The organism is Azospirillum lipoferum (assembly GCF_024170005.1).
Classification (GTDB): Bacteria; Pseudomonadota; Alphaproteobacteria; order Azospirillales; family Azospirillaceae; genus Azospirillum; species Azospirillum lipoferum.
Genome location: NZ_JALJXJ010000007.1, coordinates 341,646 through 356,178, shown reverse-complemented (window position 1 = coordinate 356,178; position 14,533 = coordinate 341,646). Strand labels below are relative to the sequence as shown.

At 69.1% G+C, this 14,533-nt stretch carries 13 protein-coding genes; 4 read left to right on the top strand and 9 right to left on the bottom strand.

The window, feature by feature from the left end; translation table 11 throughout:
• Positions 1 to 10 precede the first annotated feature (10 nt).
• Both J2848_RS17935 and J2848_RS17930 read right to left on the bottom strand, forming a co-directional pair.
• Positions 11 to 2,503, bottom strand: a complete 2,493-nt coding sequence (locus J2848_RS17935; RefSeq protein ID WP_149232134.1) for a YbcC family protein — start codon at positions 2,501 to 2,503, stop codon at positions 11 to 13.
• Between the two features lie 21 nt (positions 2,504 to 2,524).
• Positions 2,525 to 4,084: a proton-conducting transporter transmembrane domain-containing protein gene (locus tag J2848_RS17930; RefSeq protein WP_149232135.1), complete on the bottom strand. Its 1,560-nt coding sequence runs from the start codon at positions 4,082 to 4,084 to the stop codon at positions 2,525 to 2,527.
• 107 nt (positions 4,085 to 4,191) lie between these two features.
• On the opposite strand from J2848_RS17930, the gene J2848_RS17925 reads away from it, so the two are divergent.
• A complete protein-coding gene (locus J2848_RS17925; RefSeq protein ID WP_149232136.1) occupies positions 4,192 to 5,085 on the top strand; it encodes a LysR family transcriptional regulator in 894 nt (297 codons plus the stop codon).
• 114 nt (positions 5,086 to 5,199) lie between these two features.
• Here the strand turns inward: J2848_RS17925 and J2848_RS17920 are convergent, their stop codons facing one another.
• The 7 genes from J2848_RS17920 to J2848_RS17890 form a co-directional block, all read right to left on the bottom strand.
• Positions 5,200 to 5,799: a gamma carbonic anhydrase family protein gene (locus J2848_RS17920; RefSeq protein WP_149232137.1), complete on the bottom strand. Its 600-nt coding sequence runs from the start codon at positions 5,797 to 5,799 to the stop codon at positions 5,200 to 5,202.
• 41 nt (positions 5,800 to 5,840) lie between these two features.
• Positions 5,841 to 7,067: a CaiB/BaiF CoA transferase family protein gene (locus tag J2848_RS17915; RefSeq protein ID WP_149232138.1), complete on the bottom strand. Its 1,227-nt coding sequence runs from the start codon at positions 7,065 to 7,067 to the stop codon at positions 5,841 to 5,843.
• On the bottom strand, positions 7,060 to 7,992 hold the full coding sequence (locus J2848_RS17910) for a hydroxymethylglutaryl-CoA lyase (RefSeq protein ID WP_149232139.1): 933 nt from the start codon (positions 7,990 to 7,992) through the stop codon (positions 7,060 to 7,062). Before J2848_RS17910 ends, J2848_RS17915 begins: the two co-directional genes overlap by 8 nt.
• Before the next feature lie 84 nt (positions 7,993 to 8,076).
• The gene (locus J2848_RS17905) at positions 8,077 to 9,360 is read right to left on the bottom strand and encodes a TRAP transporter large permease (protein ID WP_149232140.1); all 1,284 of its coding nucleotides are present in this window, start codon (positions 9,358 to 9,360) and stop codon (positions 8,077 to 8,079) included.
• Complete coding sequence (locus J2848_RS17900; protein WP_149232141.1) at positions 9,360 to 9,935, bottom strand: TRAP transporter small permease; 576 nt, start codon at positions 9,933 to 9,935, stop codon at positions 9,360 to 9,362. The genes J2848_RS17905 and J2848_RS17900 overlap by 1 nt, the downstream gene beginning before the upstream one ends.
• Before the next feature lie 14 nt (positions 9,936 to 9,949).
• Positions 9,950 to 10,978: a TRAP transporter substrate-binding protein DctP gene (gene dctP, locus J2848_RS17895; RefSeq protein ID WP_149232142.1), complete on the bottom strand. Its 1,029-nt coding sequence runs from the start codon at positions 10,976 to 10,978 to the stop codon at positions 9,950 to 9,952.
• A gap of 160 nt (positions 10,979 to 11,138) precedes the next feature.
• Positions 11,139 to 12,092, bottom strand: coding sequence for a LysR family transcriptional regulator (locus tag J2848_RS17890; protein ID WP_149232143.1), 954 nt, complete (start codon positions 12,090 to 12,092; stop codon positions 11,139 to 11,141).
• A gap of 172 nt (positions 12,093 to 12,264) precedes the next feature.
• Here J2848_RS17890 and J2848_RS17885 point away from each other — a divergent pair, with 172 nt between their 5' ends.
• The 3 genes from J2848_RS17885 to J2848_RS17875 are packed head-to-tail and all read left to right on the top strand — an operon-like array spanning position 12,265 to position 14,523.
• Entirely contained in the window at positions 12,265 to 12,594 is a 330-nt protein-coding gene (locus tag J2848_RS17885; protein ID WP_149232144.1) for an iron uptake protein, read from the top strand.
• Entirely contained in the window at positions 12,591 to 14,201 is a 1,611-nt protein-coding gene (locus tag J2848_RS17880) for a PepSY-associated TM helix domain-containing protein (RefSeq protein ID WP_149232145.1), read from the top strand. The genes J2848_RS17885 and J2848_RS17880 overlap by 4 nt, the downstream gene beginning before the upstream one ends.
• Positions 14,194 to 14,523, top strand: coding sequence for a DUF3325 family protein (locus tag J2848_RS17875; protein WP_149232146.1), 330 nt, complete (start codon positions 14,194 to 14,196; stop codon positions 14,521 to 14,523). Before J2848_RS17880 ends, J2848_RS17875 begins: the two co-directional genes overlap by 8 nt.
• Positions 14,524 to 14,533: the final 10 nt, after the last annotated feature.

The window sequence follows — 14,533 nt, the reverse complement described above, 5'->3', positions numbered from 1 at the left end:
CGTCTGCGGGTCAGCCGGTGGCCCGCAGGAGTTCCGCCGGCGCGGGGGTGTCGCCGAAGTCGGTCCATTGCAGGGACCCGACATAGCGGCCTGCCATGCGGCCCTGCTCGTTCAGTCGGAACAGGTGGAGCCAACCGTTGTCGAACAGCGCGCGCAGGTCGGGATGGCGGGCCAGAACGTTGTTGATGGCCTCCTGCGGCGCTTCGACCACGACGGAGAGCCGCAGCGGTTCGTGCATGTAGCGCTCGCCGTCATGGACCGACTGCCAAGGCAGGCCGACGCGCAGGAGCCCGCCGTTGCCCTCCACCACGCCGATGCCGCCGGTGACGTTGTGCAACAGCTTGTTGCCGGCGCCGAACATCGTCGGCGCCACGGTGGAGCCGTAATATTGCAGGCTGATCCAGCTCGCCACCACCACCGGTGCGGTCAGGATCAGTTCAAGGATGCGGAAGCCCTCGTCCTGCCGCCAATCGTAGCTGTGCAGGAAGCTGGTGCCGTGCAGGTTCCGGCCGGCGGTGCGGCCCCGCGGTGCGGCGATGAAGGCCCGGCAGCCGGCAAGCCCCCATTCCGGCCGGATTTCCGCCCAGTCGCGGCTGCGCCGGGCGATCTCGTCGGCACCATCCGCCCGCGGCAGGCGCAAAGCCCGCTCGCCGCGGGTGATGGCCCCGGCGACGGCGAGCCAGCCGCGCACCCGCTCCAGATCGGCGGCGTGGGCGGGGGAGGGCCGGTCGGCGTCGTAGAGCGTCACGGCGTCGGTGGTGGTGTCATGCAGTGCACCGATGAACAGCGTATCGGCCGGAATGGCGATGTCCTGACCGGCAAGCGTGCTCCGCACCTCCGGATCGTTGAGCAGGCCAGCGAGCAGCCGGGCGTTGACGTCCCCCGAATAGCCGCCGCAGGCGCCGCATTGCAGGGCGCTGGCATGCGGGTTGTTGACGGTGGTGGCGCCATGGCCGGCGAGCAGGACGATCCGGGCGAAGCCGTCGGTCAGCGACATCGCCCGCAGGATGGTCGCTGCCATCGCAGCCCGCTCGGCCAGCGGCAGGGTGGGATCGAGCCGCGGTGCGGGGTCGTGCGATGCCTTGTTGCCGGCCAACGCGAAGGCATCGCGCAGCAGCTTGCCGGCATAGATCGGCCCCATCGCCTCGACGAAGGCGAAGGACGACACGGCGGCAAGCTTGAACCGGCCCCAGGCCCGTTTCGCCCGCGCGGTCAGGCGGGCCTTGGCGTCGCCGGAGCTGTGGTCGTCCCCACAGTCATGCTCATGCCCATGCTCATGATGGTGGCCGCAATCACTGGTGCGCGAGGCGGCGGCCGGGTTCAGCAGCACCGGGCAGCGCGCCTCGTCCACGTCCGACGCGAAGCGCCGGTGTGACAGGGCAAGGCCGAAGAAGCCGGCGAAGCCGATGGTCTCGATGCCGGGGCCAGCCGATTCCAGCGCGCGCCGGAACACCTCCGACCGCACGTCGATGCAGAAGGCTGCCTGGAGGATGGGCCGCTCCGGCGACGGCATGGCCGGCGGCACCTGCGCGAACTTGTCGGCCAGCACCCGCTGGGCAGCGCGGTCGGCGGCGTCCTGGAGGATGGCGTCGACGATCTGGTCGGCGTTGGCCTCTACCGGCTCGGCATGGGCGGCGCAGACTGCCCGCCAGCGCTCGGCGATCCGTTGTTCATAGCGGTTGTAGAGCGCCTGCTCCCAGACCAGCCGGATCGCCAGGAAGTCGGTCAGCGTCGTGTCGAAGCCGCCGGCCAGTTCCGCCTGCCACAGCCGATGGCGGGCGAATTGCGCCCAGCCACCGAGGCCGGCCAGCAGCTGGTGGAAATAGGTCTCGCAAGCGGCGGTCGGCATGCCGAGCCGGGCGACGGCGGCGGCCAGCACCTGCCCGGCGGTTTCCGGTCCCTCCGCGACCCGGGTGGCGAAGCCGGTCAGGCCGAGGATCTCCGGCGTCAGGTCGTGGGTGGCGACGGCCCGCCATGCGGCGTAGGCGGACTTGCCCTGCGGTGCCGCCCACAGCGCTTGGCCCACGTCGAAATAGCCGGCGGCCCAGCCGCCGAACCGCTCGGCGATCAGCCCCGGCCAGTCGATGCCGGAGGCTTCCGCCGCCAGATCGGCGACGGTCGGCAGTGCTTTGGCCGGCGGTTTGGTGGCGGCGGCGGCAACCTTCAGGGCGGTCAGCGAGGCAGGGCGCTTCGCATGGGGGGAGGCCGACAGCGCGCCGGCAAGGTCGTCGTCGCTGATGGCGCCGGACGCGATCCGTTCCTGATACCAGGACCGCGGCATGGTCACTGCGATGCCGGCGACCCGGCCGAGACGGGCGGCGGTCTGGGCGAGGCTTTCGCCGCTCTGTCCCAGGAACGGGTTGACGGCGACACTGGAGGCGAGCGGCCAGACCGGCGGGATCGCCCGCACCGCCGTGGCGACGACGGCGGCAAGGGTGGGGGTGCGGGCCGCGGCGGCGTCGATGGGCTGGGTGGTCGATTGGGCTGTCAGTTGAGCGGACATGGGAGGGGTGTCCTTCCGGGATCAGGAAAGCTTGCGAACCGACCAGCCGCCGAGCAGCCGGTCGAAAACCGCGTTGGCGTACAGGCCGTTGGACAGGTGGACCCGCAGACCGGCGGCAGCCGGGTGATAGGCCCACAGCGGGAACATCGACTGGGCGACGGCGACGAGGCCGAAGCTGACCACCACCAGCACCAGCAGCGCCCATTCCAGCGGGCCGGGAGCCGGCGTTTCCGGCAGCGGGCCGGCCAGCACCCGCCCGGCGATGGTCTGAAGCGCGAAGTAGGCGGTGGAGGCGGTGACGGCGTAGAGCGCGGTGCGCCGGGTCAGGAAGGCGGGGGCGGCACCGGCCAGCCCCTGCGCCAGCAGATAAGCGACGCCGAAGATCAGGATGGCGCCCAGCGCGATGGCCTGCGGCGGCTTGGTGGCGAAGCCGAACAGCGTGCCGGTCACGGCATAGATCGCAAGCGCGGCGAGGAAGGCGCGGCCGACCGCGGCGCCGTTGGGGATGGCGACCGGACCGGGCCGCCGGATCGCCGCCACGCTCTCCACCGCCCCACCGGCCGCCAGGAAGGCATGCGCCTTGTAGAGCGAGTGCGCCACGATGTGCAGCAGGGCGAGCGGGAACAGCGCCAGACCGCATTGCAGGACCATGAAGCCCATCTGCGCCACGGTCGACCAGGCGAGCGAGGTCTTGACCGCCGGCTGCGTCAGCATCACCAGACCGCCGAACAGGGCGGTGAAGCCGCCGACGATCACCAGCACCGACAGCACGCCGGGCGCCAGCAGCATCAGGTCGGCGAAGCGGATCAGCAGGAAGCCGCCGCCGTTGATGACCCCGGCATGCAGCAGGGCCGACACCGGCGTCGGCGTCTCCATCACCTCGGTCACCCAGCCATGGGTGGGAAACTGCGCCGACTTCAGCAGGGCGGCCAGCGCGATCAGCCCGGCGGCCCAGACCGCGACCGCCGTCCCTTCGCCGGCGCGGGCAATCTCCGCGATGGTGGCGATGTCGGTGGTGCCGTAACCGACGGCCAGCAGGACCGCGGCACCGATCAGGGCGGCGTCGCCGATCCGTGCGGTGATCGCCTTCTTGCGGGCCGCCCGCCGGGCGGTGGGCCGGTCCGGGTAGAACAGCAGCAGCCGGTGCAGGAGCAGGCTGGTGGCGATCCAGGCCAGAACGAAATGGGTGAGGTTGCCGGCCTGCACCAGCAGCAGGACCGAGGCGAGCGTGGCGCACAGCCAGCCGGTGAACGCGCCCTGCCGGTCCTCCCCGTCCAGATAGGTGGCGGTGTAGCGGACGACGATCCAGCCGACGAAGGACACCAGCACCAGCATCGTCGCACTCACGGCATCCAGCCGCACCGACAGGCCGATGCCGGTGGCGCCGAGCAGCGGGCTGGTGCCGGCATCGGTGACAGCGAGCAGGCCGGCCGACAGCAGGGTGACGGCGAAGGCGGTCAGCGCCGCGGACTCCGCCAGTCGCGGGACGGAGCCGGGACGTCGTCCGGGGGTGCGGAAGCCGGCAAAGGCGGCCAGCAGCAGGGCCACGGGGGCGAGGAGCGGCAGGAGATGAGTGGACAACGCGGTCTCTCCGGAACTGCGTGAGGGGGCTGTCCCTTCGATCTAGCAGCGCCGCGTTGCTCAAAAAAATTCATTGTTCTCGGAATATCGTTCGGTAAAATCGAACGATGCGGGATCTGAACTACCATCACCTCTTCTATTTCCGGGCGGTGGCCCATGACGGGAACCTGACGCGAACGGCGGCGCGGCTGAACCTGACCCAGTCGGCGCTGTCGGTGCAGATCCGCAAGCTGGAGGAGCGGCTGGGCCATGCCCTGTTCGAACGGGAGGGCCGGCAGCTCCGCCTGACCGAGGCCGGGCGGATCGCGCTCGACCATGCCGATTCGATCTTCGCGCTGGGCGAGGAGCTGGTGGGCACGCTGAAGGATGCCGGCCGGACGCGGCGGGCCTTGCGGGTGGGGGCGCAGGCGACGCTGTCGCGGAATTTCCAGATCGGTTTCCTGCGTCCGGTCCTGGGGCAGGAGGATGTCGACGTCATCCTGCGCTCGGGCAGCCCGGCGGAGCTGTTGCAGGCGCTGGAGGCGCTGAATCTGGACGTCGTGCTGATGAACCGGCCGCCGGCCGGCGACGCGGCATCGCCCTTCGTCGCCCACCGGCTGGCGGAACAGCCGGTCAACCTGGTGGGAACGCCGCACCGCGTCGCCAGCGGCGGCACCATCGCGGAGCTGCTGACCGGTCATCCGGTGATCCTGCCGACCGCCGACAGCAGCGTGCGCACCGCCTTCGACGCGCTGGCCGACCGCATCGGCATCCGCCCGCAGATCGCTGCGGAGGTGGACGACATGGCGATGATGCGCCTGCTGGCCCGCGAGGATGTCGGGCTTGCGGTGCTGCCGCCGATCGTGGTGAAGGACGAATTGGCGTCCGGCCTGCTGCACGCCGCCGACGTGCTGCCCGGCATCACCGAGACCTTCTATGCCGTCACCGTGCGGCGCCGTTTCCCCAATGCGCTGCTGCGCGCGCTGCTCAGCGCCGACGGTCCGGCGGTCGGGCCGGACTGACCACCTGTCTGCTTTCTTAGTTGCGCGGTGCGATCCTGCGGCAAAGCCAAGCCTGCATCCGAATGTTGAACGTCCGGATGCAGGCCTCCGTCTCGCCCCTGTCCCGGCGGAGGGTCACCCGCGGCCCGATGCGGCCCGCGCCAAGCCGGCATAATGGCGAACGTCGAAGGCGATGAACTCCACCTCGGCGTCGGTGACGTCGCGCAGATGCTTGGCCGGGCTGCCGGCCCAGAGCTGGCGGGCGGGGATGCGCTTGCGCGGGGTCAGCACGGCACCGGCGGCCAGCATGGCGCCGCTTTCCACCACCGCGCCGTCCAGCACGATTGCGCCGATGCCGATCAGGCAGCCGTCCGCCAGCGTGCAGCCATGCATCCGCACGCCATGGCCGATCACCACGTCGGCGCCGATGACGGTCGGGTGCTCGTTCAGCATGACGTGGATGATGGTGCCGTCCTGGATGTTGGTGCGCGGGCCGACGGTGATGCTGTGGTCGTCGCCGCGCAGCACGCAGCCGTACCAGACGCTGGCTTCCGCCCCGATGGTGACGTCGCCGACCACCACGGCACCGGGGGCGACATAGGCGTCGGTGGCGATGCGCGGCCATACTCCCTTGACGGGTTGGATGATGGCGCCGGGGTGGCGGGCGAGCAGGGCTTCCCCGGTTTCGAAGGCCCCGGTTTCGAAGGCGGCTCCGGTTGCGCTCTCGGTGGTCATTCTTCTTGTCCTTTTCAGGGCCTGCCAGCGTTTGGCGCCGGTCAGGAGGCGAGCCGTTCGGCCTCCGTCTCCGCAGCCGGATCGGCAATCACCCCGGCGGCGAGCAGGCGGTCGATGTCGGCCCGACTGTAGCCCAGTTCGGCCAGCAGCGTCGCGCTCTGCGCGCCCACCGGCGGCAAGGCCATGCGCGGACCCAGACGCCGGCCGTCCAGCGTCAGCGGCAGAAGCGGGACGCGGGTCTCTCCGCCGGTTTCGGTGGTGATGGTCGCAAGGCCGCCGCTCTCGATCAGGTGGGGATCGTCGAACAGTTCCTCCGGCCGGTTGATCGGGGCATAGGGCAGGCCGTTGCGCTCGAACAGCTCGGCAATCTCGGCCTTGCTGTAGGCGGCGAGGCGGCGGCGGATTTCCGGCAGCATCCAGTCGCGGGCAAGGCAGCGTTTGGTGTTGCCGTCCAGCCGCGGGTCGGCCAGCAGGTCGTCGAAGCCGAAGGCGGTGCAGAAGGTCCGCCACTGCACGTCGCTGACCGCGCCCAGGAAGATCTGCTCGCCGTCCTTCACCTCGAAGGTGTCGTAGATGCTGAAGGCGGCGATGCGTTCGGGGAAGGGGGGCGGCGCCTCGCCGGTCACGGCGAACTGCTGCATGTGCTGGGCCGACAGCAGGACGCAGGTTTCGTACAGGCCGGACTGGATGTCCTGGCCATGGCCGGTGGCCTCGCGGGTGCGGAGCGCCGCCAGGACGCCGATCACCCCGAACATGCCGCCCATGATGTCGTTGACCGAGCTGCCGGCGCGCAGCGGCCGGCCGGTGGGACCGGTCATGTAGGCGAGCCCGGCCATCATCTGCACCACTTCGTCCAGCGCCGTGCGCTTCTCGTAGGGTCCGGGCAGGAAGCCCTTCAGCGACAGGTTGATGATGCGCGGATTGCGCGCAGCGAGGCTGGCGTAGTCGAGACCGTATTTCGCCATCAGGCCGGGGCGGAAATTCTCCAGCACCACATCGGCGGTGTCGACCAGCCTGTGGATTGCGGCCAGCCCGTCGGGGCTGTTCAGGTCGACGGCCAGCGACTTCTTGTTGCGGTTGAAGGTGCGGAAGAAGCCGGCGGCGGCGCCCGGCAGGGCACGGGTCTTGTCGCCGGTCACCGGTTCCACCTTGATCACGTCGGCGCCCAGGTCGCCCAGGATCATGCCGCAGGTCGGCCCCATCACCATGTGGGAGAATTCGACGACGCGGATGCCGGAAAGCGGGAGGACTGTATTGCTGTCAGGCATGGACGGGGCTCCGGTGGAAATGCTTCGGCAGACCGGCGGTGGCGATCTTGCCGTGCAGCGTCTGGCCGGGAAGCAGGGTGGCGAGCAGGCGTTGCGCTTCGATCAGGGCGTCCAGGTCGATGCCGGTGTCGAAGCCCATCGCTTCCAGCATGAAGGCCAGATCCTCGGTCGCGACGTTGCCGCTGGCGCCGGGGGCATGTGGGCAGCCGCCCAGCCCGCCGAGCGAGGCGTCGAATTCGCGAATGCCGATGTCGAGCACGGCAAGGCAGTTGGCGAGGCCGAGGCCGCGGGTGTCGTGGAAATGGGCGCTTTGCAGGCGGTCGCCGGCGATGTCCTTCACCCGCTTGTACAGGCGGCGGACCTGGACCGGGTCGGCATAGCCGACGGTATCGGCCAGCGCCACGCGGTCGGCCCCGGCCTCCAGGCAGGATTCGCACAGGCGGACCACCTCGTCCTCCGGCACCTCGCCCTGGATGGTGCAGCCGAAGGCGGTCGAGATGCCGGCGTCGATGCGGGTCTTGTAACCGCCTTCATCACGGGCGCGGCAGACGCGGGCCAGTTCCTCCACCGACTCCGCGCGGGTCTTGCGGATGTTGGCGCGGCTGTGCGCCTCGCTGGCCGACAGCGGCAGGACGATGACGTCGGAACCGGCGGCAAGGGCTGCCGTAGCGCCCTTCAGGTTGGGGGCCAGCGTGTGGACGATGACGTCGGGCAGCGCGCGGGCGCCGGCCACCACCTCGGCGGCGTCGGCCATCTGGGGCAGCAGCTTGGGCGGCACGAAGGAGACCGCTTCGAACCGGCGGACGCCGGCGCGGTGTTCGGCTTCCAGCCAGCGCAGCTTGTCGGCGGTGGGAACCACGCGGTCGAGGATCTGGAGCCCGTCGCGCAGGCCGACCTCGACGATGGTCACGGGGGCTTTCGTCATGGCAAGAAGTCTCCGTTCGGGTGCGCGGGAGAGGGCGCGCACCCGGGGAAGCGGGAAAGAAATGGGAGGGGGTTCAGAGGGTCGTCAGATCCCGAAGCCGGCGGCTTGCGGCAGCCAGAGCGACAGCTGCGGGAACAGCCAGATGATGAACAGGCCGGCCATCATCAGCAGCACATAGGGCAGGGCACCGCGGGTCACCTCCGCCAGGGAGGAGGTGGTTATGCCCTTGATGACGAACAGGTTCATGCCGACCGGCGGGGTGATCAGCGCCAGCTCCAGGTTGATCATCAGCATCACGCCGTACCAGATCGGGTTGATCCCCAGCGCGGTCATCACCGGCAGGATGATCGGCGTGGTGATCAGGATGATGGCGATGGTTTCCAGGAACATGCCCAGGATGAAGATCGCGAACATCACCGCCAGGATGAAGCCGCTCTGCGACAGGCCCAGCGTCGCCACCGTCTCCATGATCTGGGCCGGCAGGCGGATGATGGTGATGGCGTGACCGAACATGCCGGCGGCGGCGATGATCATGAACAGCATGACACTGGTCCGCATCGTCTGGACGCCGCAGTCCAGCAGATCGGCGACGGAGACGTTGCGGTAGACCAGCAGCGCCACCGCCAGCGCATAGACCGCGCCGACCGCCGCCGCCTCTCCGGCGGTGAAGACGCCGAGATAGATGCCACCCAGGATCAGCGGCGGCATCATCACCGCCCAGATCGACTTGCGGAAGGCGGCGATGACAGTGCCGAAGCCGGGCCAGGGCTGCGACTGCACGCTGTCCATCCGCTTGGCCTGGAGCCAGCTGTAGCCGGCGAAGATGACCGCCATCAGCAGGCCCGGGACGATGCCGGCCAGGAACAGCGCGCCGATCGAGGCGTCGGTGACGATGGCGTAGAGGATCATCGGCCCGGACGGCGGGATCAGGATGCCCAGCGTGCCGCCGGCGGCGATCAGCCCGTAGGTGTCGCGCTGGCGGTAGCCGTAGCGCTTCATCTGCGGGATGGAAATCGACCCGATGGTCAGCGCGGTCGCTACCGAGGATCCGGAGATGGTCGAGAAGATGGTGCAGGACAGGATGGTGGCGAAGCTGAGCCCGCCCTTGATGTGCCCGACCAGCGTGTTCGACATCTCATAGAGGTCGTCGACCACCTTGGCCTTGATCATGACGTGCGCCATGAAGGCGAACATCGGAATGGTGGCGAGCAGCGGGTTGTTCAGGCTGGCGAACACCGCGTCGGCCATGCTGTCGACGCTGCCCTCGAACAGGGCCAGCACGCCGAGCGAGGTGAGGGAGAGGGCGGCGAAGATCGGCATGCCGCTGAACAGCAGGAGCAGCAGCAGGCCCAGGATCAGGAACGTCATCAGTGGCCTCCCCTCTGTTCGTCCGACTCATGTCCGGCCAGAGCATTGATCAGCTTGGCGAAGGCGACGATCCCCAGCAGGGCGGCACCGATGGGGAGCGTGGCCTGCGGGATCCACAGCGGCAGCTCCAGCTGGCCCGAGGAGAAGGCGTCGAAGTCATGGGAGAAGACGGCGCTGTGCCAGCCGGTGCGGACCAGCAGCACGGCGAAGACCAGCACCGCCAGGTTCGACCAGGCGTCGAGCCAGCGCCGGCCGCGCGGACCGATGAAACCCAGGATCAGGTCGATGCGGATATGGTGGCCGGTGCGCAGCGCCTCGGCGGCACCGGCCATCACCATGGCGACGACCAGATAGCCGCAGGCCTCGTCGACACCCTCCAGCGGGTGGCCGACGACATAGCGGGCGACGACCCCGGCCGTGGTCAGGGCCAGGACGATGGCGATCAGCAGGATGCTCAGCGCGCCGCCGATGCGCGACAGGACCGATGCCGCGCCGGTCAGCAGGCGCAGGGCGCCACGGGAGGTGGATTTGCCGCTTACCGGTGTTACGGCGTCCGGAGTGGACATGCTGCTCATGGCTTGTCCTCCCGTTACTGAAGCTTCTGGACGAGTTCCAGCAGCTTGCGGCCGTCCGCGCCGGTCTCGTCGGCGAAGCCCTCGGCGAAGGCGGGAGCCATGGCGGCCTTGAAGGCGGCATTCTCCTCGGCGGTCGCGATGTGGACCTTGACGCCCTTCGATTCCAGCTCCGCCGGGGCGTTGGCGGCGGCCTCCTGAGACGCTTCCAGCGCCCAGGCGGCGGCCTCCTCGCCGGCCTTCTTCAGGGCGGCCTTGTCCTTGTCGGTCAGCTTGTCGTACCAGCGGGGATTGACGTAGCCGTGCAGATAGGCGGCCAGCACCGGCACCACAGTCATGTGGTCCTGCACCTCGTAATATTTGCGCGACCAGGCGGCGGCGACGTCGGTGAGGGCGGAGTCGATGACGCCGGTCGCCAGTGCCTGATAGACCTCGCTGCCGGGGATCGCCACCGGGGTGGCGCCCATCGCCTTCAGCCCGCGGTCGAAGGCCGGACCGATGCCGCGCATCTTCTGGCCCTGGAAGTCCGCCGGCTTCAGCAGCGGCTTGCCCTTGGAGGTGAAGACGGTCGTGTTGGTCTGGAACATCCAGACCACGTTCCTCACGCCCTTCTTCAGCAGGCGGTCCTCAAGGAAGGCCGCCGCTTCGGAGGTCGGCCATTTCCGCCAGGCCTCGATCGACGACATGGTGTAGGGGCCGACGGTGACGTTCATCAGCGGCAGCGTCTTGCCCCATTGGAAGTTCAGGGAGAAGGCGCATTCGATGTCGCCCTTGGCGACGGCCAGGATGTTGTCGTTGGCCTTGATCAGGCTGTCGGCGCCGAAGACCTGGACGTCGAGATTCCCGTCCGACAGTGTCTTCACCTCGGCCGCCCAGCGGTCGATGACCTTGGCGATGTGATGGGACGGCGGCAGCTGGTGGCTGCAACGCATCCGTGTCGCGGCCTCCGCATCCATCGGCAGCAGCGTCGTCAGCGCCGTGGCCGATGCGGCGGCGAACAGCGACAGCATGGTCTTCGTGTGGCTCGACGTCTTGGCGGGCGTCATGTCCTGCACCTCCCGGTGGTGGTTCGTTGCGGCGCTCCGGCGGGTTTGAAAGTCGTGGCCGGAAGCGGAGCCCGTTCAACTGCGGGCCTTCGGATTGTTTGCCTGCGAAACAGAACAGCACGGGGAGGCAGTGTCGTAAAATACAAAGAAACGAAGCGGGCTATCTGGTTTCGAGATGGGTCCCGCGCAGCCGGCCGGGCCAGCGGCCGCTCGCCTGCGCCTCGCGCACCACGTCGATCATCAGCCGCCGCGCCTCGACCACGGCGCGGGACGCGGTCTTCATCCGCGAAGACACCAGATACAGGGTACGCCCCATCGACGGGTTCACCACCGGCCGTGCCACCAGTTCGCCACGGGCGATCTCGTCACCGGCCAGGGCCGCCGACTGGACCGTCACGCCCAGCCCGGCGCTGACCGCCCGCTTCAGCGGCACCGCGGATTCGATTTCCAGATAGACCTTGGCGGCGATGGCGTTGCGCACCTCGGCATCGCTGGCCAGCGCCTGGAGAACCGCTGTGCGGCCGGGCATGATCAGCGGCAGGCGCAGCACGTCGGACAGATCGATGGGGCCGCCGTCGCCGATCATGGCACGGGTGCCGAGGCAGACCAGATCCTCGTCCAGCAGCGGCACGCCTTCCAGCCGGTCGTCGTTGGGGGGGACAAGGGTCAAAGCGAGGTCGGCCTGACCGGACAGCATCCACTGATGCATGATCTCGCTGTGCGCCTCGATCACGCGCAGCTTGACCTCGGTCAGGGTGGAGGCGACGCGGCGGATGAAGGGCAGGCCGATGGCCTCCATCGCGGTATAGTTGAAGCCGACCATCACCGGTCCGACCACCGCCCGCGACAGCGACACCACGTCCAGTTCCGCCTGTTCCAGCGCATGCAGCACGCCCCGGGCATGGGCGAACAGCCGGTCGCCGGCCTCGGTCCGGCTGACTCCGCGCGGCTGACGGACGAGGAGTTGGACGCCGAGATCCTCCTCCAGCGTCGCCACATGCTGGCTGAGTGCCGACTGGGCCACGTTCAGAAACTCGCTGGCTTTTGAAAAGCTGCCGAGTTCGCAGACGGCGACGAAATAGCGGAGGCGGCGGAAATCCAGCTTGGTCGGCATGAGGATTTGTCCCACAGGCCCGCTTGGCGGACAAAGCGGAAAGTTGAGATCCGTTTTTCCTGCCGGGCCTGAGCGGCGAACGGTCTTGCAAATGATAATCAGTATCATTATGCAGGATGGGAGTTCGCACCGCGCGCGGCCCCGCCGGCGCATTGGCTGGGGAGCCATCACGATGAAGACTGCCGGGCAGACCGGAAGCCCTGGGGGAGGAAAGGCGGAGCCGTCGCGCCTGCACATGGCCGCAAGGGTGGCTGCCGCCGTGTTCGGCGCCTATGGCTTCGCCTGGGGCCTTGCCGCTTTCGGAGCGGAACTGGGGGCGCTGGCCGGGATGGCCCCGGCGGAGGCGGTCACTGCTTCCAGCCTGCTGGCCCTGGTGGTGCTGCCGGTGGCGGCGTTGTGGGCTTTCGCGGTGCCGCGGGTCACGGTCGGCTGGGCGGTGCTGGGCGGTGGCGGGGTGCTGCTGATCGCGGTATCGCAATTTGCCGGGATGGCGGGGCCATGACGGCTAAGATGACGGCGAAGAAGCGCAAGCTGATCAGCCCGGCCCTGCGCGCCGCAATGCTGTGGCCGCACACCTGGGCCGGGGTGACGCTCGGCGGGCTGCTGATGCTGATCTTCTTCATGGGATCGCTGGCCGTCTTCGCCTCGGAGATCGACCGCTGGATGATGCCCGCCACCCGGGTCGGCGCGGTGGAGGTCGGTCCGGTCTCGCTCGACCCAATCTCGCTCGACCATGCGGTGGTGCCGGTGGTGGAGAAGCTTGCCGCCGGCCGGGCGGTGCGCGACTGGTTCGTCCAGCTGCCGGACGAACGGCGGCCGGTGATGGCGCTGCGGGTGCGGACGGAGAGCGGCAATGCCGGAGGGGTGGCGACCGCCGACGGCACGCTGCTGCCCCCGGTGGGAACGCTCGGCGCCGGGTCCTTCTTCTATCCGCTGCATTACAGCCTGCTTCTGAAGGCCGGCTTCGTCGGCTACTGGATCGTCTGCTTCGCGTCGGTGGCGATGCTGGCCGGGCTGATCTCCGGCGTCATCATCCATGCCCGGATCTTCAAGGACTTCTTCACCTTCCGCAGCTGGGGACAGCTCCGCCGCTCGCTGCTCGACCTGCACAACCTGACCGGCGTGCTGGTTCTGCCCTTCCATCTGATGATCACGGTCACCGGCATCGTGATCGTCCTGCCGATCGTCCTGCCGGCCGGTGTGCAGGCGCTCTATGGCGGCGATCTGCTGCGCTTCTACGACGATGCGCTCGGCAATTACAGCCGGCCGCGCAGCGGCATCGCCGCTCCGCTGGCACCGCTCGATCCGATGGTGGCGGAGGCCCGGCGGCTGTGGGGCGGCGGCGAGGCGGCCGTGGTGTTCGTTTACAATGCCGGCGATGCCGCCTCGGTCGTCCGCGTCAACCGCGATACCGGCGACCATATCAGCCTGGACGTCCAGCCGGTCTTCTTCGACGGCGTCACCGGCGCCCTTCTGAAATATCAGGCGCCAGGGCCGATCGTGGCGACGCACCGGGTCCTGTCCGGCCTGCATTTCGCTGCCTTCGACCATTGGCCGCTGCGCTGGCTGTATTTCCTGTTCGGACTGGCCGGTTGCGTGCTGATCGGCACCGGCATGCTGTACTGGATGGAAAAGCGGCGGGTCGCCCATGGCGTGACGCCCGGTCTCGGCTGGCGCAGCGTCGCCGCGCTGGCCTGCGGCAGCACCACCGGACTGCTGATCGCCACGCTGGCGATGATGGCCGCCAACCGGTTGCTGCCGGCCGGAATTCCGTCCCGGGAACTGGTGGAGGTCGGCGTCTTCTTCCTGACCTGGATATGCTGCGCCATCCATGCCGCGATCCGCACCCGGACCGATCAGACCCCAAATCCACCCTGGAGCGGGCAATGCGCCGCCGTGGCTCTTCTGGCGGCCGCCTGTGTGGTGCTGAACTGGATCACGACGGGCGAGCATCCCGGCCGCGCCGTTGCCGCTGGCGACTGGGCGGTGCTGGGCGTCGATCTGGTACTGGCGCTGACCGCCGCTGCCGCCTGGCGGGTGTCGCGGCGGCTGGTCCGGCGGCCGGATCCCGAACTTTCAACCCTGGTGAAGGTCACCGACCATGCCTGATGCTCCCCTGCTGGATGCCCCCATGCTTGATGCGCTGTCGCTGCCCGGATTGTTCGGGCTCTGCTACCTCGCCTTTGCAGCACTTGCCCTGTCGGTGGAGCGGCATTGGCGCGATCTGATCGATTCCAGGCGGGGGCCGCCGCGCCGGACGGTGTTCCGGCTGCGGCTGGCGGCGCTGCTATGTCTGGCTGCGGCGCTGTCGGTCGCGGTGCGCCATGACGGGACCGGCTTCGGCATCCTGCTTTGGGCGCTGGCCTTGAGCGCAGGGGCGCTGGCGGTTGCCGCGACCGTCACCTGGAGAACGCGGTCCGCCCGCGGCTGACCGGCGGATG

Bases quoted from the DNA above. Each gene is read 5' to 3' on its own strand.
- J2848_RS17920 (WP_149232137.1), bottom strand. From the start codon at position 5,799: ATGACCACCGAGAGCGCAACCGGAGCCGCCTTCGAAACCGGGGCCTTC.
- dctP (WP_149232142.1), bottom strand. From the start codon at position 10,978: ATGACGCCCGCCAAGACGTCGAGCCACACGAAGACCATGCTGTCGCTG.
- J2848_RS17890 (WP_149232143.1), bottom strand. From the start codon at position 12,092: ATGCCGACCAAGCTGGATTTCCGCCGCCTCCGCTATTTCGTCGCCGTC.
- J2848_RS17900 (WP_149232141.1), bottom strand. From the start codon at position 9,935: ATGAGCAGCATGTCCACTCCGGACGCCGTAACACCGGTAAGCGGCAAA.
- J2848_RS17880 (WP_149232145.1), top strand. From the start codon at position 12,591: ATGACGGCTAAGATGACGGCGAAGAAGCGCAAGCTGATCAGCCCGGCC.
- J2848_RS17910 (WP_149232139.1), bottom strand. From the start codon at position 7,992: ATGACGAAAGCCCCCGTGACCATCGTCGAGGTCGGCCTGCGCGACGGG.
- J2848_RS17885 (WP_149232144.1), top strand. From the start codon at position 12,265: ATGAAGACTGCCGGGCAGACCGGAAGCCCTGGGGGAGGAAAGGCGGAG.
- J2848_RS17875 (WP_149232146.1), top strand. From the start codon at position 14,194: ATGCCTGATGCTCCCCTGCTGGATGCCCCCATGCTTGATGCGCTGTCG.
- J2848_RS17935 (WP_149232134.1), bottom strand. From the start codon at position 2,503: ATGTCCGCTCAACTGACAGCCCAATCGACCACCCAGCCCATCGACGCC.
- J2848_RS17905 (WP_149232140.1), bottom strand. From the start codon at position 9,360: ATGACGTTCCTGATCCTGGGCCTGCTGCTGCTCCTGCTGTTCAGCGGC.
- J2848_RS17925 (WP_149232136.1), top strand. From the start codon at position 4,192: ATGCGGGATCTGAACTACCATCACCTCTTCTATTTCCGGGCGGTGGCC.
- J2848_RS17915 (WP_149232138.1), bottom strand. From the start codon at position 7,067: ATGCCTGACAGCAATACAGTCCTCCCGCTTTCCGGCATCCGCGTCGTC.